Source organism: Acetobacterium wieringae (assembly GCF_001766835.1).
Taxonomy (GTDB): domain Bacteria; phylum Bacillota; class Clostridia; order Eubacteriales; family Eubacteriaceae; genus Acetobacterium; species Acetobacterium wieringae.
This window is the reverse complement of record NZ_LKEU01000027.1, coordinates 308,090-331,760: the sequence shown is the minus strand read 5'-3', so window position 1 is coordinate 331,760 and position 23,671 is coordinate 308,090. Positions and strand designations below refer to the sequence as shown.

20 protein-coding genes are annotated in these 23,671 nt (G+C 45.0%); 8 read left to right on the top strand and 12 right to left on the bottom strand.

Features of this window, described 5'->3' with window-relative positions; all coding sequences use genetic code 11:
• The first annotated feature begins 108 nt into the window (after positions 1–108).
• On the top strand, positions 109–1,284 hold the full coding sequence (locus ACWI_RS08345; RefSeq protein ID WP_070370964.1) for an iron-containing alcohol dehydrogenase: 1,176 nt from the start codon (positions 109–111) through the stop codon (positions 1,282–1,284).
• Positions 1,256–2,752, top strand: coding sequence for a bifunctional diguanylate cyclase/phosphohydrolase (locus ACWI_RS08340; RefSeq protein ID WP_070370963.1), 1,497 nt, complete (start codon positions 1,256–1,258; stop codon positions 2,750–2,752). The genes ACWI_RS08345 and ACWI_RS08340 overlap by 29 nt, the downstream gene beginning before the upstream one ends.
• A 29-nt stretch (positions 2,753–2,781) precedes the next feature.
• Here ACWI_RS08340 and ACWI_RS08335 read toward each other — a convergent pair whose 3' ends face one another.
• The 7 genes from ACWI_RS08335 to ACWI_RS08305 form a co-directional block, all read right to left on the bottom strand.
• Entirely contained in the window at positions 2,782–4,665 is a 1,884-nt protein-coding gene (locus tag ACWI_RS08335; RefSeq protein ID WP_070370962.1) for a sensor domain-containing diguanylate cyclase/phosphohydrolase, read from the bottom strand.
• A 349-nt stretch (positions 4,666–5,014) separates the two neighbouring features.
• The gene (locus ACWI_RS08330; RefSeq protein WP_070370961.1) at positions 5,015–5,722 is read right to left on the bottom strand and encodes a response regulator; all 708 of its coding nucleotides are present in this window, start codon (positions 5,720–5,722) and stop codon (positions 5,015–5,017) included.
• The gene (locus ACWI_RS08325) at positions 5,715–8,426 is read right to left on the bottom strand and encodes a sensor histidine kinase (protein WP_070370960.1); all 2,712 of its coding nucleotides are present in this window, start codon (positions 8,424–8,426) and stop codon (positions 5,715–5,717) included. Before ACWI_RS08325 ends, ACWI_RS08330 begins: the two co-directional genes overlap by 8 nt.
• Before the next feature lie 27 nt (positions 8,427–8,453).
• Positions 8,454–9,032 carry a K(+)-transporting ATPase subunit C gene (gene kdpC, locus ACWI_RS08320; protein WP_070370959.1) on the bottom strand — a complete coding sequence of 193 codons (579 nt, stop codon included), beginning with the start codon at positions 9,030–9,032 and terminating at the stop codon, positions 8,454–8,456.
• A gap of 11 nt (positions 9,033–9,043) precedes the next feature.
• Positions 9,044–11,071: a potassium-transporting ATPase subunit KdpB gene (gene kdpB / locus ACWI_RS08315; RefSeq protein WP_070371045.1), complete on the bottom strand. Its 2,028-nt coding sequence runs from the start codon at positions 11,069–11,071 to the stop codon at positions 9,044–9,046.
• 51 nt (positions 11,072–11,122) lie between these two features.
• Positions 11,123–12,811 carry a potassium-transporting ATPase subunit KdpA gene (gene kdpA / locus ACWI_RS08310; RefSeq protein WP_070370958.1) on the bottom strand — a complete coding sequence of 563 codons (1,689 nt, stop codon included), beginning with the start codon at positions 12,809–12,811 and terminating at the stop codon, positions 11,123–11,125.
• A 91-nt stretch (positions 12,812–12,902) separates the two neighbouring features.
• Positions 12,903–13,289, bottom strand: coding sequence for a hypothetical protein (locus ACWI_RS08305; protein WP_070370957.1), 387 nt, complete (start codon positions 13,287–13,289; stop codon positions 12,903–12,905).
• A 430-nt stretch (positions 13,290–13,719) separates the two neighbouring features.
• On the opposite strand from ACWI_RS08305, the gene ACWI_RS08300 reads away from it, so the two are divergent.
• Both ACWI_RS08300 and ACWI_RS08295 read left to right on the top strand, forming a co-directional pair.
• Positions 13,720–14,217, top strand: coding sequence for a DUF6323 family protein (locus ACWI_RS08300; protein ID WP_070370956.1), 498 nt, complete (start codon positions 13,720–13,722; stop codon positions 14,215–14,217).
• Positions 14,210–15,574, top strand: coding sequence for a DUF6179 domain-containing protein (locus tag ACWI_RS08295; RefSeq protein WP_070370955.1), 1,365 nt, complete (start codon positions 14,210–14,212; stop codon positions 15,572–15,574). Before ACWI_RS08300 ends, ACWI_RS08295 begins: the two co-directional genes overlap by 8 nt.
• A 2-nt stretch (positions 15,575–15,576) precedes the next feature.
• On the opposite strand, the gene ACWI_RS08290 is transcribed toward ACWI_RS08295, so the two are convergent.
• Positions 15,577–16,287, bottom strand: coding sequence for a flavodoxin family protein (locus ACWI_RS08290; RefSeq protein ID WP_070370954.1), 711 nt, complete (start codon positions 16,285–16,287; stop codon positions 15,577–15,579).
• Between the two features lie 208 nt (positions 16,288–16,495).
• Here ACWI_RS08290 and ACWI_RS08285 point away from each other — a divergent pair, with 208 nt between their 5' ends.
• From ACWI_RS08285 to ACWI_RS08270, 4 genes are all read left to right on the top strand, one after another.
• On the top strand, positions 16,496–17,149 hold the full coding sequence (locus ACWI_RS08285) for a potassium channel family protein (RefSeq protein ID WP_070370953.1): 654 nt from the start codon (positions 16,496–16,498) through the stop codon (positions 17,147–17,149).
• Positions 17,146–17,796, top strand: a complete 651-nt coding sequence (locus ACWI_RS08280; protein ID WP_070370952.1) for a potassium channel family protein — start codon at positions 17,146–17,148, stop codon at positions 17,794–17,796. The genes ACWI_RS08285 and ACWI_RS08280 overlap by 4 nt, the downstream gene beginning before the upstream one ends.
• 124 nt (positions 17,797–17,920) lie before the next feature.
• On the top strand, positions 17,921–19,447 hold the full coding sequence (locus ACWI_RS08275) for a TrkH family potassium uptake protein (protein ID WP_070370951.1): 1,527 nt from the start codon (positions 17,921–17,923) through the stop codon (positions 19,445–19,447).
• Positions 19,432–19,929 (top strand): hypothetical protein, encoded by a 498-nt coding sequence (locus tag ACWI_RS08270; protein ID WP_070370950.1) that lies wholly within the window; start codon positions 19,432–19,434, stop codon positions 19,927–19,929. Before ACWI_RS08275 ends, ACWI_RS08270 begins: the two co-directional genes overlap by 16 nt.
• Before the next feature lie 161 nt (positions 19,930–20,090).
• On the opposite strand, the gene lpdA is transcribed toward ACWI_RS08270, so the two are convergent.
• Genes lpdA through ACWI_RS08250 form a run of 4 tightly spaced genes read right to left on the bottom strand, consistent with a single transcriptional unit; the run spans position 20,091 to position 23,659 of the window.
• Positions 20,091–21,527 carry a dihydrolipoyl dehydrogenase gene (gene lpdA / locus ACWI_RS08265; RefSeq protein ID WP_278278289.1) on the bottom strand — a complete coding sequence of 479 codons (1,437 nt, stop codon included), beginning with the start codon at positions 21,525–21,527 and terminating at the stop codon, positions 20,091–20,093.
• A 17-nt stretch (positions 21,528–21,544) separates the two neighbouring features.
• Positions 21,545–22,507 carry a CobW family GTP-binding protein gene (locus ACWI_RS08260; RefSeq protein WP_242871598.1) on the bottom strand — a complete coding sequence of 321 codons (963 nt, stop codon included), beginning with the start codon at positions 22,505–22,507 and terminating at the stop codon, positions 21,545–21,547.
• An 11-nt stretch (positions 22,508–22,518) separates the two neighbouring features.
• A complete protein-coding gene (locus ACWI_RS08255; RefSeq protein ID WP_070370948.1) occupies positions 22,519–23,163 on the bottom strand; it encodes a hypothetical protein in 645 nt (214 codons plus the stop codon).
• 4 nt (positions 23,164–23,167) lie between these two features.
• Entirely contained in the window at positions 23,168–23,659 is a 492-nt protein-coding gene (locus ACWI_RS08250) for a prolyl-tRNA synthetase associated domain-containing protein (protein ID WP_070370947.1), read from the bottom strand.
• Positions 23,660–23,671 lie beyond the last annotated feature (12 nt).

Here is a 23,671-nt window from a genome sequence, read left to right as displayed (position 1 = left end):
AACCTTTCTTTGATAATGATATTTTACATCAGCGAAATGTTTACAGAAAGAATTCCAACTGTTATACTTAAGTAACAGATTTTCAGACGAGAATGAGAGGTTATTGTTATGGCTGAAACCCTACTGGAACTAAGAAAATTTGTGATCCCGGAAATAATCATCGGTGTCGATGCCCGTTTGTTGATTGGTCGTTACATATCTCATTTTAATGCCAAAAAACCGCTGATTGTAACCGATAAAAATATTCATGACTTTGACTGGTATCACGAAACCATCGATCAGATCCGCCCCCATGTTGAAAAACTGTGTGTTTTCGATGAAACCACCCCTAATCCTAAGGATATCGAAGCGATGATCGGAGCAAAGCTTTTTTTATCGCTGGGTTGCGACCTGATCATTGCCATTGGCGGCGGCAGTGCCATCGATTGCGCAAAGTGCATCAGTATTGTGGCTACCAACGGCGGCAATGTCCTGGATTATGAAGGGGTCGATGAAGTTCAGATGCCCGGACCACCGCTGATCTGTATTCCCACCACTGCCGGATCCTCAGCCGATGTTTCTCAGTTTGCCATTATCAAGGATACTGCTGCCAATATTAAACGGGCGATCATCAGTAAAAAGGTGGTTCCCGATCTGGCCCTGATCGATCCGGTTCCGTTGATGTCCATGGATCCCTATTTAACTGCCTGTACTGCCATGGATGCCTTGACCCATGCCATCGAAGCCTATGTATCCAATACCCATTCAGCCCTGACTGACGTTCATGCTCTGGAGTCGATTGGTCTGATTAATCAAGCCGTCGAACAATCCGTTACCCCTACACGAAGCATTGAAACGATGTTTCAGCTGATGCTGGGTTCTCTCCAGGCCGGATTGGCCTTTTCCAATGCCAGTCTCGGTGCTGTCCATGCCATGTCCCATTCCATGGGCGGGCTTCTGGATTTACCCCATGGCGAATGTAACAGCATTCTGCTTGAGCACATTATCCGCATTAATTTTGAAACTGTACCTGACCGCTATCGGGATATCGCCAGACAACTTGGTCTGCTGGTAGATAATGTCAGTGATTATTTACTGCTTGAAATGATCACGACCCGGATCGCTTCGATGCGGCAAAACCTAAGTATTCCTGCCAGTATTATGGTGCCGAATCTCAAAGAAAGCACCCTTGACTATCTGGTAGAAAACGCTCTCAATGATCCCTGCATGGTGACCAATCCCAGAGTCTTGACAAAAGAAGAGGTGAGAATGATTTATGGACGAGTCTTGGAATCACAAAAATAAAAAAGAGATCACCCGGGAAACGATAATCGGCCTGGGGGAAAACTCTTTTAAAAAGAATTACTACTCTGAACTCCAAACAAAACTGCTGGATCTGGAACGAATCAACAGCCGAACCCGAGCTTTAATCGCCACCATCCCCGATATTCTGCTGATCAGCAATGGCGAAGGACAGATTACACCCCTTAATCCTTCGTTGAATACCGGATCGTATGCCCTTCTGGAAATCATGCGCAATCCGATTCTGATGGCCGATTTAAAGCAGGTGATTGACCTGGTTATGCGAACCCGGGTTTTATCGGATTATTATTTTTCGATGACCTTTAAAGATTCCCTTCATTATTTTGAAGTCCGGGTTCAGATTTCCAGCTTTGATGAAGTTCTGATTATGATCCGGGATATGACCGAACGGGTCATCATGGAAAAGAAACTCCGGGATCTGGTGGATAAAGATACCCTGACCCATATCGCTAACCGCCGCTTCTTTGAGGCTGAATTGGAACAGCTCAACAACCGGGACATCAAAAATTTAACCATTTTATTGCTGGATATAGACGGCCTCAAATTTGTCAATGATACACTGGGACATTTGCTGGGCGATCAGGTGATTGTCTCGGCCAGTCAGGTCATTGGCCGGAGTTTTCAACCATTGGGAATTGTGTCCCGAATTGGTGGTGATGAATTCGGGGTCATTGTCAAAAATCAGCCGTCGGATACCATCGAATCCGCACTGGAAAAAATGAATGCCCATTTAAAATGCTTAAATGAACTGCCGGATGCAACCTTTAAAATATCGCTTTCCTACGGTTATTCCTATCACCCTTGCGGTCTGGTTAATACCAACTTTCTGTTTCAGGAAGCCGACAATAATATGTATCAGAACAAACTGCTAAAAGAATCCAGCACCCGTAACAATCTGGTTAAAACCCTGATGAAGGCCCTGGAAGCCAAAGATTATATCACCGAAGGCCATACCAGTCGCATGGATACCCTGGCCACCCTTATCGGACAAGCGCTGCGGTTACCCCAAAATGTCATGGATCGGATTCAGTTGCTGACCAAATTCCATGATATCGGTAAAGTCGGCATTCCCGACAGTATCTTAAAAAAGCCCGGTGCTTTAACCCCAGATGAGTGGAAGGTGATGAAAACCCATTGCGCCATTGGCGAACGGATTGCCAATGAGTCCTCGGAACTGAAAGAAATATCCCATCTGATTTTAAAACATCAGGAGAAATGGGATGGTAGCGGCTACCCCCTGGGCCTCGCCGGTGAAGATATTCCAATTGAATGTCGGGTTTTATCAATAGTTGATTCCTACGACGCCATGACCAATGACCGCCCCTACCGGAGTGCCCTTTCCCCTGAAACAGCCATCCACGAGATTATCTCCTGTGCCGGATCCCAATTTGATCCCGGCATGGTAAAAATTTTCTGCAAAGTTATCGAGCAACATTTAAAGCCTCAGTAATAATTCATTACTGAGGCCTCTTTATGCCCTTAGCGGGTTATTTTCCTTGTATAGGTTTGCTCGTCACGAATCACTTGTTCCAGAGCGGCAACAACATCCGGATCATAATGGGTCCCTACATTCCGTTTCATTTCCTCCAGTGCATCATCAATGCTGATCGCTGGTCGATAGTCCGTTTCCGCTGTCATATCATCAAATCGTTCTCCGACTGCAATAATCCGGGCCAGCTTGGGTATTTCTTGACCCATGAGCCCCTGGGGATAACCGCTTCCATCCCAACGTTCATGGTGTCCCAAAACAATATTGGCCAAATCGACGGTATGATCAAAGGCATTAAGAATCCGAAAGCCAACCACCGGATGCATTTTCATCTCTTTATAGGTGTCATCAATCACATATTCATTTTTTCTGGCGATCTCTTTATCCAAGGCCACTTTTCCAATATCATGAAGATACGCAGCCTTTGACACCTTGTTAATCTCAGCTTCAGACAAATTCATTTTGCGGGCAATTTTTTTGCAAATCTCACTGGTTCTCCGGGCATGCTCAGCTTCGGCTGGCAATTCACCATACAGCTTATCGAGAATATTATTAAAGGTATCTTCCTTCTTTTTCCCCCGATTTATGGTTTTTTTCATATACATGTTGTCTTCAGCGCTGGCAATAATGACTTCAATATTTTCTTCCGGCTCATATTTTGTCGCAACACCCAGGGACACATTTCCCTGGATCGACTTAATTTTTTCTTTGCTGAAATTATCTTTAATTCGATCCGAAAGCCTTTGGGCATCTTTTTTTTCGGTTTGCGGCAGCAAAATGGCAAATTCGTCTCCGCCCCAGCGGGCAATAATATCATCGGCCCGACAGACCTTTTTAAATATTTCCGAAACCTTTTTGATCAATTCATCGCCAGCATCATGGCCAAAAATATCATTCGTTAGTTTTAACCCGTCCACATCACCAATAATAACTGACAGGGGCAGATTTCTTTCGGTATTGAGGCGAATCAGTTCTTCTTCAAAAAAGCGTCGATTATATAAACCAGTGAGGGCATCATGAAAACTGTTATACTCAATGGCCGCTCTTTTTTCTTTCTTTTCGGTAACATCTCTAAAGATGACAATGGCTCCGTCAATATGGCCCTCTTCGTCACTGATGGGGGCAACACTGTCTTCCAGGTGATATTTTCTTCCATCCCGGGAAACCAGCAGCACATGGGTGTCGAATTCTTTCATGGCGTTATCTCGAAAGGCTTCTGCAATATGATCCGGCACGAGATCCGCCTGTTTTTCGTCCTCCAGGACGAAAACCAGAGAATAGTGTTTCCCCAGCGCTTCTCTGACCGGCCAGCCGGTCATTTCCTCCGCCGTGTTATTAAGCATCTCAATCTTACCCAGGGGATCAACAATCATAACCCCATCACTGATTGACATCAATGTTTTTAGGTATTTTTCCCGATTCTTCTCCGACGCCGAGCGGATATAGGCCCCAACCCCAAACTTGCCGTTTAGCAGATCCACTGGAAATTTGGTGGTTTTAAAAATCTTACCCTTCCATAACATCTCATCGGTCACAAAGGTTTTGGTCGCTAAAACCTTTTTATCGGTTTCTCGCTCTTTGATCGCCATCTTTTCTTCCAGGATTTCGAAGTCATCCTGACCAATAATATCTTCGGAGTTGATCCCATAAAAATCTTCCATGGCCAGGTTGATAAAAATATAGTTTAATTGATCATCTTTTAGGGATACCGGAATCTCCTCAGACTCGATGAAGGTCTGAACCAGCTCATTAAACCGACGTATCTCCCGTTCTTTTTTTCGTTTTCTGCCTCTTTTAAGAATAAAATACAGCCCCAGACCAAATAAAAAAAGAATAATCAGGATAACTGCAATATTCAATACTGTTATATTCATATTTTTCCTTCTTCAATCATCAGGTTAACGTTTAACCGTGGTGATTTCTTCCTGTTATCTCTAATTTTATGAAAAGGTATGCTTTTGCGCAGAATATTTTACGATAATTGAATATTATATCAGTTTTACATTATGATCTGTTTAAAGAAATGGTTTTTCTTAATTATTTTTCGATTTTTGACGCAATCCAATCAGTTCTAGTATGCCATTTTTAGGCAATGATCGTCAATAGAATTAATAAAAATCAAGAAACATAACGCTGGTTTATCGATTTTTAACAACAAAAAACTGCCAATTAAGAATTGAAACCTCAATTAATTGGCAGTCAATACTGATATGCTTGAATTTTTCACCCTTCCAATTCTTCCACCATCCGATAACCGACGCCAACCTGGGTGACAATATAGCGGGGTTCGGCCGGATTATCTTCGATTTTTCGGCGAATGTTGGCCATATTCACCCGCAACGCCTGAATCTCATTGGTATAGGGACCCCAAACCTCCCTGATAATATAATCGTGGGTCAGCACTTTTCCGATATTTTTTGACAACAGCACGATAATCTTATATTCAATCGGCGTTAGATGAACCGACTTGTCACCCACCATCACGATGCGCTTATCGTAATCAATGGCCAGCTCACCGATCACCAGACTGGTACTTTCTAACGTGTTTTCGCTGCTGTTTTTAGGACTGTGCCGAATGCCAGTGCGGATTCTTGCCAGTAACTCGGCAGTGCCGAAGGGTTTGGTGATATAGTCATCGGCTCCCAGATCCAGGGCTTCGACTTTTTCCCGTTCGTGTCCCCGGGCCGATACGACGACGACTGGTATCGTTGACCATTCCCGGATGGTTTTCAACACATCCATACCGTCCATATCCGGCAAACCCAAATCCAGCAGAATCAGATCTGGCGAATAGGATGCTGTCATTGAAATCGCTTCTTTGCCAGTGACGGCCTTGATCATTTTATAATCATTTGCTTTTAATATGGCCGCAATGAAGTTGGAAATTCCTGCTTCATCCTCGACAATCAATATGACTGACTTATTATCCATTTTCCTGGCCCTCCTGCAATGGTAAGGTGAAGCGAAAAACAGCCCCGCCCTGCTCTTTATTTTCCGCTTCGATTTTGCCCTGATGGGCCTTAACGATGGAATGGCAAATGGATAAACCAATCCCCATTCCTCGGGATGAATCCGAGCTTCGTTTGCCATCCGGTACATAGGTCTCAAAGAGATAAGGGAAATCCTGGTCAGTGATCCCCTTTCCCTGATCGCATACTTCAAAGACCGCCTCATGGCTGGATTTTTTGACTTCAACCGCAATGATCGAATCTTCTGGCGAGTACTTGATCGCATTTTCCAGCAGGTTGATGAGCACCTGTTCAATCAGGGTGCCATCCATCGGGACGATCAACAGCTCCTCCGGCACCTTGACTGTAATCTTACGGCTTACAAAGCGTTTGCGAATCCGACTGATCGCTTCGGCCACAATTTCTTCGGCTGCCTCCGGTGTTTTGGTCACATTCATCGGACCCTCATTAATCCGGGTAACCGACAGCAGATTTTCCACCATCCGGATCAACCACTGGGAATCCTCCTTAATATTGCTGATTAAGGTTTCCTGGGTCTCCTGATCCATGATGTTACCGCTTTCTAGAATCGCTGAGCTTGCCCCTAAAATTCCCGTCAGTGGGGTTCTCAGATCATGAGATATCCCCCGAAGCAAATTGCTTCGCATTTTTTCTTTTTCCGATTCAACCAGTATTCGCCTTTGCTCATTGGAAAGATAGTGACGTTCCAGAGCCATCTCAACCTGTGAAGCAATCATCCTCAAAAACAGACGATTGTTCTGGTTAAGAACCCCGTTTTCGCAAGACAAGCCGATAACCCCCAACACCTTACTCCGGGCAATAATCGGCATATAAAAAGCCCTGGCTCCCATCAAAGTATCAGTTCCGGCTCCGGCACATTTTTTATTCATAAAGACCCAATGGGCTACCGCCCGCTCGCTTTCTGACTTAAGAAAAGTAGCATCGCCGTCGAGTGCCGATTGCAAAAATGTTTCGGAATCATGATCCTCCGGATCCTGACTGTAGAAAATCGCCGATCGACCAAAAATCTTGACCATATAGGCATTAATCAACCCGATGGTTTCTTCAAAATCCCGGGAGGCCAGCAATTTTTTATTGATTTCATAGAGCACTTCAGTGCGATGTTCCCGCTCCACCGCCAGCCGGGCCTGGGTTTTGATCCGAACCGTCAGGGCACTGGTAATCAATGCAACCAACAGCATAATCACAAAGGTAATCGGATACCCTTCCTGAATAGCGTGGAGGGTGTAATAAGGGATCGTAAAAAAATAATTAAATACCAGCACCGTCAGACAGGAGGCCAGAACCCCATAGAGATAGCCGACCGTGACCCGCGAAATAATCAGAACCGACAGAATATAAACCATGATAATATTCTGATCACTGATATTCAGCGCTTGAAGCATTAACGAAATTAAGGTTGCAGCCACAATGATCAGCAGGGTTTTTACGCTATCCTGCCAGGATAAGAACAGGTTCCGGCTGATCCGCAACCGCCGGTGTTGATAAAAGGTGCTCTTATTTGTCCCCAGGTTACCGGGAATGATATGAATTTCAATGCTGGGCAGCATCGCAATCAGTTTTTCTTCAAGGCTGGCTTTAAAATAACTAATCAGCGATTCTTTGTTTCGGCTTTTACCAATCACAATATTGGTAATCCCGGACAGCTTGGCGTATTCAGCAATCACCGTAGCTACATCATGTCCATTGAGGGTGACAATCTCAGCGCCCAGCCGTTCGGCAAGAGCCAGATGTTCACGAATCCTATTTTTTTCGCCATCGGTCATCGCATCGCTATCCAGATCTTCCACATAAACCGCTGTCCAGGGCGCCCGGAAGGCTTCGGCCGTGCGATCAGTCCAGCGAATACAGCGAGCTGATGAGGGTGACGCACTGATACAGACCATCAGCCTGATATTGGCCATTTTTTTTGATAGCCGGGGCTCATTCTGATTATCCGAACTGATCCGATTGGCGGCTTTTCGCATCGCAATTTCCCGGAGCAGCCGGAGATTTTCCCGGGTGAAAAAATTATCCAGGGCTTTCTGGGTCCGTTCTGGCCGGTAAATTTTGCCGCTTTCAAAGCGCCTTAGCAATTCATCCGGTTCAATATCAATCAGCCGGATCTTATCGGCCTGATTAAAGACATAATCCGGAATGGTTTCTTTGACACCGACGTGGGTAATTTTCTGAACCACATCGTTGAGGCTCTCCAAATGTTGCACATTAACCGTTGTAAAAACATCAATTCCGGCATTGAGCAGCTCTTCAATATCCTGGTATCTTTTTTTATTGCGCATTCCTGGGGCATTGGTGTGAGCCAGTTCGTCGACCAGAATCAATTCCGGCTTTCGTTCCAGGGCGGCATCCAGATCAAACTCTTTAAGATGAAGCTTGCGGTATTCCACCATTTTGGGTGCCAGAGTCGGCAGGCCACTCATGATCTGAATAGTTTCCGGGCGGGTATGTTCTTCCACATAGCCCACCAGGACATCAACGCCGCAGCGCAGCTGCTCCTGGGCATCATCGATCATCGCATAGGTTTTTCCTACCCCAGCAGCATACCCGAAAAAAATTTCCAGGCGCCCTTTCTTATTTTGTTCTTTGATAAACAAATCTTCTAGAATATCATCCGGATTGGGACGGGTATCACTGAAATCCACCATTTAATTCCCCACCTTCATCGCGTTATTTTACGGAATGCGTCCATCCAGAGCCAGATTCACCTTCAAGACATTGACTGCGTCTTCTCCCCAGAGGCCCAGCAGTTTCCTGGTTGTATAGCGGTCAATGATTTCACGGACGGCTGCTGCTGAGATGTTTCGCACCCGGGCAATCCGGTCAACCTGATATTCGGCTGCTTCCAGAGAGATATTGGGATCAACCCCGCTTCCCGAAGCCATTACCAGGTCACCGGGAATCGCCCTGCTATTTTCAGGATCAAGGGCCTGCCACCAGACCACCCGCTCCTTGATCAGCGCCTGTTGTTCTTCGCTGACCGGTGATAATTGCGATGTTCCCTGGGGTCTGCCAATCAGATATTGTGGCGCAGTAAAGGTCTGGCCAATCAGGGCTGAGCCCACATCAATGGTCGTTCCGTTTTCTTGTACTACTGTTATGATACTACCATTTGCCTGATTTGGAAATGCCATTTGTGCAATACTTGTTACGATAGCCGGATAAACCACACCACAAATCAGGGTAAGTACCACAAAACCAACCAATGCTGGCCGCAATTTTGATACGATCGATGCGCTTTTGTTTTTTTCCATCTTCTTTCACCTCACCCCAGACCCAGGACGGTTAATAGCATGTCCAATAATTTAATCGCCATAAACGGTGCCACTAAACCGCCCAAACCATAAATCAGCAGATTCCTTTGCAACAGTTTTCCCGCTGCTACCTCCCGATACTTGACCCCTTTTAAAGCCAGGGGAATCAAAGCGACAATAATCAAGGCGTTATAGATGATCGCCGATAGGATCGCACTTCTGGCGCTGGTCAGCCCCATTATGTTCAGTCCCATCAATTGTGGATAAATACTGAAAAACAAAACCGGAATGATGGCAAAATATTTGGCCACATCATTGGCCACACTAAAGGTTGTCAGGGCCCCTCTGGTCATCAGCAGCTGTTTGCCGATCCGGACAATGTCAATCAGTTTGGTGGGACTGGAATCCAGATCGACCATATTCCCGGCTTCTTTGGCGGCCTGGGTTCCGGTATTCATGGCCACCGCCACATCAGCCTGGGCCAGTGCCGGGGCATCATTGGTGCCGTCGCCGGTCATCGCAACCAGATGTCCCTTGGCCTGATAATCCCGGATCAGAGTCAGCTTGGCTTCCGGCGTTGCTTCAGCCAGAAAGTCATCCACGCCCGCCTCAGCGGCAATGGCCGCCGCTGTCATCGGATTGTCGCCGGTAATCATAATCGTTTTGATTCCCATCTTTCGCAAATCTTCAAATCGTTCCTTAACCCCATTTTTGACAATATCTTTGAGATAGATCACACCCAGCACCTGATTATTTCTGGCTACCACCAGTGGCGTTCCCCCGTCATTGGCAATCTTTTTGACAATCTCATCACATTCATCGGGAAATTCGCCGCCGTTAGCCAGGACGAAAGATTTCACTGCAGCGGCAGCCCCTTTGCGAATCTGATGGCCCTGAAAGTCAATCCCACTCATTCTGGTTTTGGCTGTAAATGGTACAAAGCTGGCTCCCAGGGCTTTGATGTCCCGACCCCGCAAATCAAACCGTTCCTTGGCCAGCACCACAATACTCCGCCCTTCCGCCGTTTCATCAGCCAACGATGACAATTGTGCCGCATCAGCCAGCTCTTTTTCGGAAACGCCGGTGATCGGGATAAACACACTGGCCTGACGATTTCCCAGGGTAATGGTTCCGGTTTTATCCAGCAATAGCACATCCACATCACCGGCTGCCTCAATGGCTCTGCCGCTCATAGCCAGCACATTGGCCTGATTGAGTCGACTCATCCCGGCAATCCCAATGGAAGAAAGCAGCGCCCCGATGGTTGTGGGTGCCAGACAGACCAACAATGCGATGACATTGGTGACCGAAATCCCAGTACCAATACCGGCCTGTTTACTGGCAAAGTAGGAAAAAGGAAGCAAGGTCGCACTCACCACCAAAAAGATGATTGTCAATGCGACCAGCAAAATCTGCAGGGCGACTTCATTAGGGGTTTTTTTTCGCGATGCCCCTTCAACCATGGCGATCATTTTATCCAGAAAGCTTTCACCTGCCGCTGCCGTCACCTGAATCACCAGCCAGTCTGATAGTAGCGTGGTGCCCCCAGTGACAGCACTGCGATCTCCGCCGGATTCCCGAATCACCGGTGCCGATTCTCCGGTAATGGCACTTTCATCTACTGACGCTGCCCCTTCAATCACATCGCCATCCATGGGAATCTGCTCTCCGGATTTGATATAAACGATATCACCCTTTTTCAGGCTACTTGACGGAACCTCACTGTAAAGGGCTATATCAGCGGGATCTTTTAGCTTGTGCGCCGTCACATCTTTGCGGGCCCGGCGCAAACTGTCAGCCTGGGCCCGACCACGACCTTCAGCAATGGCTTCAGCAAAATTTGCAAATAAAACCGTAAACCAGAGGATTAAGGCAATCGCCAGAGTATAGCTGGCCCCTTCATCATTAAGCTGGGCAAAGCTCAGAAAATAGAGGGCGGTCGTCATAATCGCCCCGACAAAAACCACAAACATTACCGGATTTTTAAGCTGTACCCGGGGTGATAATTTGATAACAGCTTGCCTGATGGCATCAATCATAATATTTTTCTTCAAATCATTATTATCCACATCATTCAACTCCCATCAGCCTCATGTTATAGCTGTAAAATAATCAGCAATCGGTCCCAGAGCCAGTGCCGGTAAAAAACTCAGCGCCCCAATTAACAACACAATCGCAATCAGCAAACCGACAAACAGGGCATTACTGGTCGACAGGGTTCCCTCGGTTTTGGCAACCAGCTTCTTATTCGCTAAATTTCCAGCCAGGAAAATCACTGCCACCAAGGGCACAAACCGCACAATCAGCATGATCAATCCACCAGCCACATTGCTAAACAGCGTGTTGGCCGCAAATCCGCCAAATGCACTGCCGTTGTTATTGCCCATTGAGCTAAAGGCATACAGAATTTCGGAAAACCCATGGGGGCCCGAGTTTGTCAACCAATCACTGGCCTGAGGTATTGTGACCGCCACTGCGGTTCCCAGTAGCGTGAAAACCGGTGGTACCAAAACAATCAGACAGACCATCTTCATGTCAAATGGTTCAACTTTTTTGCCCAGATATTCAGGCGTCCGTCCAACCATCAGTCCGGCAATAAAAACGGTCAGGATCACAAAGCCAAGCATACCATACAAACCACTACCAACGCCGCCGAAAACAACTTCGCCGATCTGCATTAAAAACATCAGAATCAAACCGGCCAGTGGGGTAAAGCTGTCGTGCATGGCATTCACCGAGCCATTGGACGCTGCCGTGGTGGCAGTTCCCCACAACGCCGAGGTTCCAACCCCGTGAATGATTTCTTTGCCTTCCAGATTACCAGAAGCCAGCACGCCCGGAACCAGTGGTGCCCCAATGGCTTCGCTGACAGTCACAGCCGCCAATGCGCCGACAAACAGAATCATCATAACCAGATAGATGGCCCGCCCCTGTTTATTGTCGCCCACTGCTTTGCCAAAGGCCACACAAAGCGATGCCGGAATCAGCAGAATGGCTAAAAGTTCTAAAAAGTTGGTGAGAGTGGTGGGGTTCTCCAACGGGAAAGCAGAGTTCATCCCGAAAAAACCACCGCCATTGGTACCCAACTGCTTGATCGCAATCTGACTGGCTGCCGGTCCCAACGGGATGCTTTGGGTGATCCCGGTTTCCAGTGCCACAATTTCATGATAGGGACCGATTGTCTGAACAACGCCCTGAGCTACCAGCACCAGTGAAAACATCAGCGACAAGGGAATCAGTAGATAAAAACTGATTCGAATTAAATCGACCCAAAAACTACCAATCGTCGTTTTTTTAGTCCGGACAAACCCTCTGATCAGGGCAAACAGGACTGCGATTCCAGTTGCCGCCGACAGAAAGTTCCATACCCCCAAAGCCAATGCCTGGGTCAGATAGGACATGCTTGACTCCCCGGAATAAGCCTGCCAATTGGTGTTTGATACAAAGCTGGCGGCGGTATTAAAGGCCAGATCCCAGGACGGGGCGGTCAAATTTTCGGGATTAAAAGGCAGTCCTCCTTGAAGCATTTGCAATGCATACACAAAAATCAGCCCCAAACTACTAAAAAAGATCACCGCCAGGGCATACTGTTTGGGACTCATCTCATCTTCCTCCCGGATGCCCATGATGCGATAAATCATTCTTTCAACGGGTCGCATCACTGCAGACAGAAATACCTGCTGTCCGGTCATCACTTTATCAATATAAAAACCCAGAGGAATCGAAAGCACCACCAGAATCACCAGATATAGGCTGTCTGCGATGATTATCTGATTCATCGTTCTTCCCCCTTAAATAATATCACTACCAAATAAATCAGTAACATCAATACAATGAGTCCTGAAATTACCAACACCACATTCATTCTGATCACTTCCTGTCTTTTTTTCGCAAATGCCCGACATGATTCCGGTTGTATTCAATAATATATACGTCTTCCCCGTCCTGTTCCGACGTATCTCCAAAATCAACATGAGCTTTTCTGGCATGTTCAGCGAAGGTCGAAATTCTTTCCAGATTCCGCATCGCTGGTGCATAGGCGGGATCGAGCGCAATGGCAGCCCGATAGTGTTTATGGGCCAAATTATCTTCATTCAACAATTCTTCCAGAATCCCATAAAGGTTATGTACCCCTGGAGAATGGGGATTCTCATTCATAGCTTGCTTTATTTTTGCTTCTGCCAAAATATAGTCGCCTTCTTTTAAAGCCTTTTTTGCTGAAGCACTATATTCTTCAAAGGCATTCATTTTATCCATCTTCTTTTCCTCCTGAATTCAAACATTCTTTGTAGTTTAATTATATTTATTTTGCAATTAATTTAGTATATTGAATCGCCGTCAGAAGATAAAGATTCCATTAAGATATTACCACTCCAATTCGAATGACTGCAGGATTTTTTTCTCGCGGTTATCGATAATCAGAACTCCCTCGTCTGATCGTGCCTCAACTGTCTTTACCTGGAGTGCGAACGTTCTGGTCAAAGTCACTTGCTGCAAAAAAAACAAGTGTTGTTTCTTAAACAACACCTGTTTTGTATTAATACCATTGATTTATTTAGTTATTCGTGATATTATAAATAATGCGCATACAAATATCCCATTTTATTTTTTATATAATCATAATAGCACATCTTGCCAGTTTTGTCAATAGTCAATCTATTTTTTTGTATGCCAGGGAGGTACCTCTATGTCGTTTGAACTGATGCTGTTTGATAATTTTTTGATCGAAAAACAGGCCGTTTCGGAAGTGTTGTTATGCAATAAAATTACGGCTGATTATGCGCTGGTATTATCCGAAGAGCAGGCGCTGGAACTGGTTGAAACTCGATCCGATTCACTGAAAAATGTTGGCCGGGTCGAGTTTGGCGGCGGAATTATTGAAAAAGTCATTCTGACCTTTGCCAATAGCCCCTACATCTCCCAACACTACTATGCCGAAATAATAAACGATCTGGTTGAAATCTTTTATTATTTCAAAAATGAAACCCTGGATTTAATGAGCGATGATGATCTGATTGGCACGATGAAAAAGTATTTCGACGGGGTCTGTCAGGGTTCTCTGGATCAACTAAAATTTCGGGAACTGGAGCGGGTGGCTAGAAACGTGCGGCTGGGAATTGATCCTGATTATAACGATCTGTATGATAGTGAAAAATTAATGGAAGACGAGGATGAAGATGAATAATAAAATCAAAAAACAGACTGTAATTGATGCCGACAAACTCAGTGGCGAATTTTATTTTCAGTCGCTGCTCCAGGAGGCCGCTATCAAGGGCGTACTCAGTCCCAAAGAAGCCGAACGTATTCAACTGGAATGTCTTAAACTACTGGCTGACTCTACTGAACGCTTTACCCGGGGCCAAAGCAGCTCGGTCCGGGTTGAAATTGCCCAGGGCATCATGGCCTCCAATCTTTTTACCATCGGCATCTACCTTAAATCACTGCCCAATCTAGACACCGCCCTCTTCCAGGTTGAAAATGAACCCCTTGAGAAACTCTATGAACAGGGTTTAGCAGTACTGAAGCGAAAAATAAATGTAGCCCATTATTTTTTTAACCAGGTTTGCAAAAGCAAGTTAAAAACCGCCAATCATGCCTATAATATCACCATTGACCAGGGTTTCAAGCCCTTTTTTGAAAGCTATGAAATCAATTTTCATGCTCACGAAATCCCCAGTGACATCGACTATCAGCTGATCCATCCAGTTACGGATCTGGCCGGGGTTGAGTTCGTCATCAAATATCTGGAAAGTCTGTATTATGAAAATTTGTTTTGTTTATATTTTGATGCCGATATCATCCATGAAGTGATGAGCGGTTATGATAAGGCCTATCAAAATCTACTTGAAAACATCTGTGCCCAGATTTTTCAAAATGCGCTGGGTTGTCAATTGTTAAACGTACCCTGGCATCTGTTAAATTTTAGTCCGGCTGATCTCAATAGCCTGGATAAAAAATTACGCAGCCATAACCAATTAGAACTCCAAACGCAATTAAAAAGAGCGACCGAGGAGCTGATCACTGATCTGGCACTAACCAATCGGTCTCTGAAAAAATACCTGCTTGCCAGTCTCCCGAAAATCACCACCACCGTTTATCAGGGGCTGGTCACCAATTCCCTTAACAAGGTTTTTGTGCCCCGGTTCAATCCCAAAACCAGACCCCTTGTCTGTTACAACATGGGCCTAAAAATGGATGATAAAGCTTATCGGGAACTAGTGACAGAATTTTTGTCCTGCCGCTTTTTTGAGGATAAACTGGCCATCATTAAAGAACAGATTAAATCCCTGGCCGACATGGAAGACCTGCTCATCGCCACCGAACTGGAGTCTGCCGAAGCAGCCAAAATCTTTGCGCTGCTGGAGGACATTGAGCTGGCCGTGCTAGCCAAACGTCATCCCCTCCATCCGACCATTGACGCCATTGATTTTTCCGCTTCCGAAGTCCGGATGCAGCACAATCTGGACGCTTATCTGCGGACACTGCCCCAGGCTCGGTTGGCTAAAATTCTTGACATGACCACCACCATTGAGGTCGTCTGATGCTAAAAGGGCTTCGTCCCGCTTAACCAGCCCTGAGCTTCCCAGTGATTACGATCGGTGGGATTCCAGTCATTTTTTTTCATCATATTCTTCATCATCACAAACATGATTTTTCGAAACAAGGGCGCTGTGCTGTGTTCAATATTAGCCACCGCTGCGGTGGCTTTTTTAGCCAACTGAACCATGTCTTTATCAATTTGACTGCGCTTTTTGTCGGATATCTCACTCCATTTCGTGGCGGCCACTGCCTGCTTACTGGCAAACCGTTTTTTTACCCCCCAGAATTTCAGACTGTTCTGCATCGTTTTGGTGGTATGGGAAAGACCCGCTCCGGCTGTGGTGGCAAAACTGATCCCCACCTTATTAAACATCTTCGGATTGGGCCGGTGGCTAAGCCACATAAAGCACAGATGATCCAGTAAGGCTTTTAACTGACCGCTAACATCCAGCCCGTAAACTGAAGAGGTCAGGATCACCAGATCGGCCTCTTCCAGGGCGGCAACAATAGGCTTAATCTGATCGGCATGAGGACAGGTGTCTTCCCCCTTTAAAAAGCAGGAAAAACAGCCACTGCAAAAATTGGACATGTCTTTGGGCAGATAAAACTCCCTGACCTTGGTTTCTTCCAATTGTGAAATTTTTTCCAGTAGCAAATCCTTACAGTGCCAGGTGCTGCCATGGCGCATGGTTCCATTGATTACTGTTATCTTCATTTTTCCATCCCTCTCTCAAAATAACCCCTCGTTTACCTCATTATAGCGAAGGGCCGTTAATTTTTCAACGCCTATCCATTAATATTAAATTTATATAAGTCCTCCACTTCTTTATACAAACTTTATAGGATCTGTGATAATTTTTTAGTAGGGTAAATAAAAACTAGTTCGTTTATCCATCATCTTGGCTTCATATTAGGAGAAAATTATGTATATCATTATTATTGGCTGCGGCAAGCTCGGCAGCACCTTGGCCAAAGAGTTATCCATCACCGGATACGATGTTTCGGTCATCGACCACGACAGCGAAAAATTAAATGTACTGGGGAGCGGTTTTAATGGTTCCAAATTTAGAGGCATTGAATATGACAGTGATCGCTTACAAGAAGCTGGCATCAAACAAGCTGATTTTGTTTTAGCGGTAACTGCTGATGATAACATTAACATCACCGTGTCCCTGATCGCCAAAAAAATCTATAATGTCCCCCGCATCATCGCCCGGGTCGGGGATCCCAGCCGAAAACATATTTATGACATGCTGGGTATTGAAACCATTTGTCCCACCCAGCTGGGGGTGGAGATCCTTAAACGGAAGATCTCTGAAAAAAATGTGGAGGTGTTGGCGGTTATTCAACCGGACACTGAAATTATTGAACTGACGGTAAAAAAACATAAGCCGTGTACGGTAAAATGCATCGAAGAAAAATATAACTGTATCCTGTCCGGCTTAATGGTGGCTGATCGCTTTGTTTTTCCTGAAAACGATGAGCTGGTTCCCTATGGTGCAAAAATAATCTGCACCATAGGGAAAAAAGATAAAGAAAAAATTATTGCCTCACTGGCTAAGGAGATATCACGATGAAATCAATCATTATCGGGGGCGGAAAGGTCGGCTATTATCTGGTTCACACCCTTAAAAAAAGAGGCTATCATGTCGTCTTAATTGAACGAAACAGTGTGATTTGCCAAAAAATCGCTGAAGACATTGACATTGAGATCATTTGCGGCGACGGTACCGATCTGGAAGTTTTAAAAGACGCTGGCATCCAGGAAGCTGAAATCATTGCCGCCGTCACCGGAACCGATGAAGAAAATCTGGTGATCTGCGAGATTGCCAAGGTCAGTTTTAACATCAGTAAAACCATCGCCCGGATCAATAATCCCAAAAACATTGCCATGTTCAAGGCTCTGGGGGTGGACAAAACGGTTTGCAGCACCGAGGTGATTGCCAATCTTATCGAATATGAATTTGATAAGGATAATTTTAAATTGATCCACACCTTTGAACGCGGCGCCATGATTCTCGTCGAAATCATCATCCATGCCGATGACCGCTGGTCCAATCAATTTATCCAGGACATGGATTTGCCAGCCGAATGCGTCATTACTTCGATCCTCCGGGATGAACAGGTCATTTACCCCCGCGGCGATACGCGGTTTCTGGAAAATGACAAAGTGTTAGTGATTACCAATAAGGCGGCTTTAGCCAAATTAAAAAAATTTCGATAAGAGGGAGGAAATCAAATGGAATCACGAAAAAATGAACTGCTAGGGTTGATGATGGAGCTGCTGTCGGTATCGGCCTATGTCCTACTGTTTTTTATTCTAACCCTTGTGATGATTTAGAATTGCCATGAATACTTTTAACGGACGCTTTTACAGTATCTTTATCATCAGTTACTATACCGGCTATGTTGTTCTGGGCATCGCCCTGCTCATGGTTCTCCCCATTTTGACAGCAGTGGGTCTTCAGGAATGGAATCCCTTTTGGGATTTTATCATCACCATGGCGATTTCTATTATTCTGGGACTGCTCCTTATTATCATCGGAAAACAGACCCGCCACAACAAAAGTTTTGTCCAGTGGAAACACGGTTTTGTGGTGGCATCACTTTCCTGGATTATTTTGATGTTTTTGTGTGCTATTCCCTATTTGCTCAGCGGCCATGTCAATTCAATTCTGGATGCCTGTTTTGATGTCATGAGCGGTTTTACTACCACGGGCATGGTGTTGACCCAAGATTTGGATCATATCTCGCTCAGTTTAAATCTATGGCGTCATATGCTCACCTTTATTGGCGGTCAGGGTATGATTGTGCTGGCGTTGACCTTTTTATTAAAAGAAACCGGTGGTGCCTACATCTTTTATGTCGGGGAAGCCAAAGATATCGACCTGGTTCCCAATGTCAAGGGCACGGCCCGGATTATCTGGAAAATCAGCATGGTTTATCTGGTCATCGGAACGGTGGCCTTGTGGATTGACGGCTTGGCCATCGGACTGACCCCCTTGTCAGCCTTTTTTAATGGACTGTTTATTTTTGCCTCCTCCTGGAGCACCGGCGGTTTTGCCCCCTATACCCAGAACATGATGTATTACCATAGCTTTTCTTATGAAAACCTGACGATCATCTTTTTTATTCTGGGTTCGTTGAATTTCGGACTGCATTATGCGATTCTTTCTGGCAATAAAAAAGAATTGCTCAAAAACATCGAAACCCAGAGTTTTTTTATCAGCTCGTTTTTGGCCAGTATCCTGGCCGTCATGTGGCTTGCTCGAACCGGCGTTTATCATGATGCCATCGCAATGTTTCGGCGGGTTGTTTATAATGTCTTGTCCGCTCATACCACCACCGGATTTGGTTCGGTTTATGCCCGACAGTTCGCCCTGGAATGGGGTGACTTCGGAATCCTGATTCTCGTCATTGTGATGCTGATTGGCGGCTCGGCCTGTTCTACCGCCGGCGGTTTTAAAGGGCTGCGGGTTGGCATCATCGGTAACAGCATCCTTGCTGATGTGAAACGCCTTCTGGCTTCAGAACGCAATGTCAAAGTCTTTCGTTTTCACCACATCAAGGATCAGATTCTTTCGGATGGCCTGGTCAAGGCAGCGGCCCTGATCATCATTTGTTATCTGATCACCTTTGCCATCGGAACGCTGATCGGCACCTATTATGGTTACCCACTGGCCAGCGCCGCCTTTGAAGCAGCCTCAATTACTGGCAATGTGGGGCTATCCATCGGCATCACCGCCCCGGGTATGCCCGCCGTGATGAAGGTCTACTATATTATTGCCATGTATCTGGGTCGACTGGAATTTCTTTCCGTTTTCGCCCTCATCGGTTTCATCATCGGAGGTATAAAAAAATGTTGGACAAAATAATAAAACTGCTTATGCTTACGGTGAGCCTGCTTTTCTGCCTGAATGGAAGCGTATTTGCCGCTGATGTGATCGAACTGAATCAGCTGGTGGAAAATGCCGAAGCTATGGACGGTCAAACTGTCACTGTCACCGGCGAAGCCATTGGTGAAGCGATGGAGCGGGGTGATCACGCCTGGGTCAATATCAATGACGGCACCAATGCCATGGGCATCTGGATGCCGCTTGACGATGCCGAGAGCATTAGGGTATTTGGTGATTACAAGCATCACGGTGACCAGCTTCAGGCCACCGGGGTATTTAACCGGGCCTGTGCCCAACATGGCGGCGATGTCGATATTCACAGCGACTCGATCACCGTGGTGACGGCCGGTTATGCCGCCGCTGAAGCGGTTCCAACACTAAAAATTATCTTTGGCCTCGTGCTGGTGTGTCTAGCTTCAGCGCTTGGTATGATCTATCTTAACGTTATCAAAAAAAAGTGACGGCTAAGCCATCACTTTTTTTTACTTTCTATTGAACAGAGTATATTATGAACGATACTTGTCCGTGTGCGTTATTCAAGGCATTGGTTTTTTTGTCATCTGTGATTTAAGACGAACTTGATCCATCTTTCACGTAAATATGTAAGACATTTTTCAATTATTCATAACCTTAACTCGACTTTATTAATTGACATCTCATGAACATCATGAAGGGCTTCCATGATCGCTTCGGACAGCGTTGGGTGCGGGTGGATCACATCGCCCAGTGCTTCTGCCGTCAACCCAAGATGAACCGCCATCGTTAACTCTGCCAAAAGGTCGGTCGCCTCCGGCCCGACAATCGAAGCGCCAATAATTACATCTTTTTCATCCACAATAATTTTAACCTGGCCCTGGATTTTCCCGATAATTTGCGCTTTTCCCAATGATCTGAAGTCAAAACTGCCGGTTTTATAAGCAATTCCCCTTTGCTGTGCTTCTTTTTCGGTTAACCCCACCGCTGCTACCTGGGGATCGGTATACACACATCGGGGGATCGCTTTATGAACAGCGGTTTTATTTTTACCCAGCATGTTTTCAGCAGCAATAGTGCCTTCCTTCGAGGCGACATGAGCCAAATATGGCGTATTGATAAGATCTCCTACAGCATAAATCCCTTTAACATTGGTTTCTAGCAACTCATCAACTTCGATCTGTCCCTTTGAATTCGTGCTAATCCCTAATGCGTCCAAGTTAAGTTCTTTTGAAAAGCTCGCTCGTCCGATTGAAAGCAGGACCATTTCTACTTCCAATGTTTTACCACTTGACAGGTTTACTGTAATTCCGGTATTCTGAACGTTCACATCAGTAACACGAGTGGCAGTCAAAACTTTTATTTTTTCCCTTTTGAATTGTCGTAACAGTTGTTTTGCAACACTCTCATCCTCATTACTCAAAATTTGCTCAGCCATTTCCACTATCGTTATCTGAGTTCCCATCCGACTAAAAAATTGCCCCAGTTCGCACCCGATGACGCCACCGCCAATAACAATCATCGATTTAGGTGGCGTTTTTAACGACAAAGCTTCCGTGCTGGTAATCACTTTCACACCATCATAATGAAACATTTCCGGACAGATGGGAACTGAACCGGTCGCCAATAAGATTTTATCACTTACCAGTTTTTCAGATCCTCCATCATGACGCTTTACTTCTACCGTTTTCGAGTCGATCAGTTTGCCAACACCCTGAATCAAATTTACACCGTTTGACTCAAAAAGAAATTCAATCCCCTTGACTAAACCGGATACCAGCTTATCTTTTCGTTCGATGATCTGCGCTGGATCAACGACTGTCTTATCGTTAAAAACCCCAAACTTCTCGGCTTCCAATGAAGTTGTCAAAACTTCTGCCGATGCCAGTAATGCTTTGGTCGGAATACACCCCACATTCAGACAGGTTCCGCCAACCTTATTTTTTTCAACAACGGTCACCTCTGCCCCTAATTTAGCTGCCATAATGGCAGCTTCATAGCCGCCTGGACCACCGCCGATAATGGTAATTTTCATTTTAACCATCCCTTTCGTTTCACTTAGATCACAAAATTTTGTGCCTTGAATGCTTTTATTAATTTTTCTTAAATTTTGAATGCCGTCTCACCAAAAAACATCTTCCAAAACTTTAGAAGATCACTTGTCATCTTAATTCCTACAGAAGAAATAAAAACCACTTCGGTTTCGTCAATTGGCCGATTCCAAGGATTCATCACCGCAAAGTCATTGACACAGCTGACCTCAAATACACCTTGTGTTGTTCGGACAAATCCTTTGATCCGGTGGGTTGAATACTTAATTTCCTGAAGAAAACCACTGAATTTTTCAAAATCCAGGATCGCTTCAGTTTTTAATATTTTCGTTTTTGGCCGGGATTCCCAGGTATTTGTCGATGGCTGGGCTACAATTTGTTTTTCATTCATCCCTAAAACCATTTCCCGAATCGGTACATTGCAAAATGAGGTTTGATAAATGCTGACATCCACATTAATTTTTCTGATTTTTTCTTTGATCTCCATCAACACTGCCGGTGTTTGCAGATCTGCCTTGTTGATAATCACAGTACTGGCGTATGCAATCTGCTTTTCTAAGGCCGGAATAACATCAAACTGCTTCAAAAAATAAAGGCCATCGACAATACAAAGTGATCCAGCATAATCGTAGGAAGCCCCTGAAATCTTAGTTACGGTTTCTAAAACCACACCCATATTTGACGGATCAGCAACGCCTGATGATTCGACGAAGACAATTTCCAGATCCCGCGTTAAAAATTCTGCCATTCCTTTAATGAAGTTCTCCTTCAGACAAGCGCAAAAAATAGAACCATTCGTCAGCTCAATCAGATCAAACTCCTCAGTTTGGATCAATTGTCCATCAATACTGGTTTCTCCGAATTCATTCATCAGGACACCAATTTTTGTATCTTCAAATTCTTTTAACAATCTTTTGAGCAGAGTGGTTTTTCCGGAACCTAAAAACCCCGTCAAAAGAATAAGCTTCATATTCTTCTGCGGATTACGGCCTGGTAAATCATTCGTTGGGAACATTCCTTCACCTCTTAGTTGATTCTTTTTCGAAAACGACATGTTTTTTGCTGACACTGTCGGCAATCGTGATCATTTATGCTGCATTCCAGAGTCTGATCCGCACCATAAACATATCCCAGCGTTTTTGAAGGTTTATACATATATTTCTTGGTAATTTCAATCTTCTGTTTCATGATCTCATCTAAATTGTCCAAAATTTCTTTCTGATAGGATAGACAAATCCCTTCATCGCCCGGGGAGTAACGACGAGTCAACCCATAGCCTCTTTTCTGATGAACATCATCCCGAATACGCTCATAAAAGCGCTCACTAGAGTCAAATAAAAGTTGATTGGCCATGGCATCAAGTAACAGTCCTTTAAATGAATCATTTTCGCAAAACAGTTCCGTGCTTCTTTTACTAACCGCATCTCCAAGAGTGATCAGGCAAAAAACCACATGGGTCGGCGAATCAAAATCCTGATGAAAATCTTTCCCCAGGATATTGGTCTTCAGTTGGTAATACCCCTCAGGCCTTACCAGCATTTTAAATTCCGGCAGCAATTCCTCATAGCTATTTAAATAATAATCATATTGGGCTGCGCCTTCATAAAGATCCAATCGATTAAATATTTTCTGCCGATCAATTTCTATTTCAAAATCTAAATAATCGTTCATCGATCTATATCTTTACGAAGTTCACAGGGTTGCCACACTGATCCAAAAACTTTTTCAGTCCAGCAGTAGTAAAATTGATGGTGGCGGTATTATCATTGGGATGGCAGTTGATCATGGCGTGCTTCATCATGGCTTCGTCAATAAAAACTTCCACATCGTGAGCTTCATTATTGATTACCCCAAAAACCGAAACCGCTCCGGGCGAAACCCCCAGGTGTTTTTGAAGTCGCTCTTCAGATGCAAAGCTCAGATTACTGACATCGATTCTTTTACCGAAACTCTTAATATCCACTTGTTTGGATTCTTCCAATATCACCAGAAAATGACGGTTTCCCTTTTTATTTCTTAGCAGTAAATTTTTGCAATGGGCACCTTCCAATCCCCCGATATATTGCTCAAGCTCCTCACAGGTATAAACCGGTGGATGATTGATAACCTGATAGTCTATTTCCAGTTGGTTCAGCACATTAAAAACTTTTTGGGCATTCTCACTCATTGATTTTTCCTT

Coding starts and splice junctions, on each gene's coding strand:
- ACWI_RS08325 (WP_070370960.1), bottom strand. CDS start 8,426: ATGGTGGATTTCAGTGATACCCGTCCCAATCCGGATGATATTCTAGAA.
- kdpC (WP_070370959.1), bottom strand. CDS start 9,032: ATGGAAAAAAACAAAAGCGCATCGATCGTATCAAAATTGCGGCCAGCA.
- ACWI_RS08255 (WP_070370948.1), bottom strand. CDS start 23,163: ATGAACGATTATTTAGATTTTGAAATAGAAATTGATCGGCAGAAAATA.
- ACWI_RS08300 (WP_070370956.1), top strand. CDS start 13,720: ATGTCGTTTGAACTGATGCTGTTTGATAATTTTTTGATCGAAAAACAG.
- ACWI_RS08260 (WP_242871598.1), bottom strand. CDS start 22,507: ATGTTCCCAACGAATGATTTACCAGGCCGTAATCCGCAGAAGAATATG.
- ACWI_RS08335 (WP_070370962.1), bottom strand. CDS start 4,665: ATGAATATAACAGTATTGAATATTGCAGTTATCCTGATTATTCTTTTT.
- ACWI_RS08290 (WP_070370954.1), bottom strand. CDS start 16,287: ATGAAGATAACAGTAATCAATGGAACCATGCGCCATGGCAGCACCTGG.
- ACWI_RS08285 (WP_070370953.1), top strand. CDS start 16,496: ATGTATATCATTATTATTGGCTGCGGCAAGCTCGGCAGCACCTTGGCC.
- ACWI_RS08305 (WP_070370957.1), bottom strand. CDS start 13,289: ATGGATAAAATGAATGCCTTTGAAGAATATAGTGCTTCAGCAAAAAAG.
- ACWI_RS08280 (WP_070370952.1), top strand. CDS start 17,146: ATGAAATCAATCATTATCGGGGGCGGAAAGGTCGGCTATTATCTGGTT.
- kdpA (WP_070370958.1), bottom strand. CDS start 12,811: ATGAATCAGATAATCATCGCAGACAGCCTATATCTGGTGATTCTGGTG.
- ACWI_RS08250 (WP_070370947.1), bottom strand. CDS start 23,659: ATGAGTGAGAATGCCCAAAAAGTTTTTAATGTGCTGAACCAACTGGAA.
- ACWI_RS08345 (WP_070370964.1), top strand. CDS start 109: ATGGCTGAAACCCTACTGGAACTAAGAAAATTTGTGATCCCGGAAATA.
- ACWI_RS08295 (WP_070370955.1), top strand. CDS start 14,210: ATGAATAATAAAATCAAAAAACAGACTGTAATTGATGCCGACAAACTC.
- ACWI_RS08330 (WP_070370961.1), bottom strand. CDS start 5,722: ATGGATAATAAGTCAGTCATATTGATTGTCGAGGATGAAGCAGGAATT.
- ACWI_RS08270 (WP_070370950.1), top strand. CDS start 19,432: ATGTTGGACAAAATAATAAAACTGCTTATGCTTACGGTGAGCCTGCTT.
- ACWI_RS08275 (WP_070370951.1), top strand. CDS start 17,921: ATGAATACTTTTAACGGACGCTTTTACAGTATCTTTATCATCAGTTAC.
- ACWI_RS08340 (WP_070370963.1), top strand. CDS start 1,256: ATGGACGAGTCTTGGAATCACAAAAATAAAAAAGAGATCACCCGGGAA.
- kdpB (WP_070371045.1), bottom strand. CDS start 11,071: ATGATTGATGCCATCAGGCAAGCTGTTATCAAATTATCACCCCGGGTA.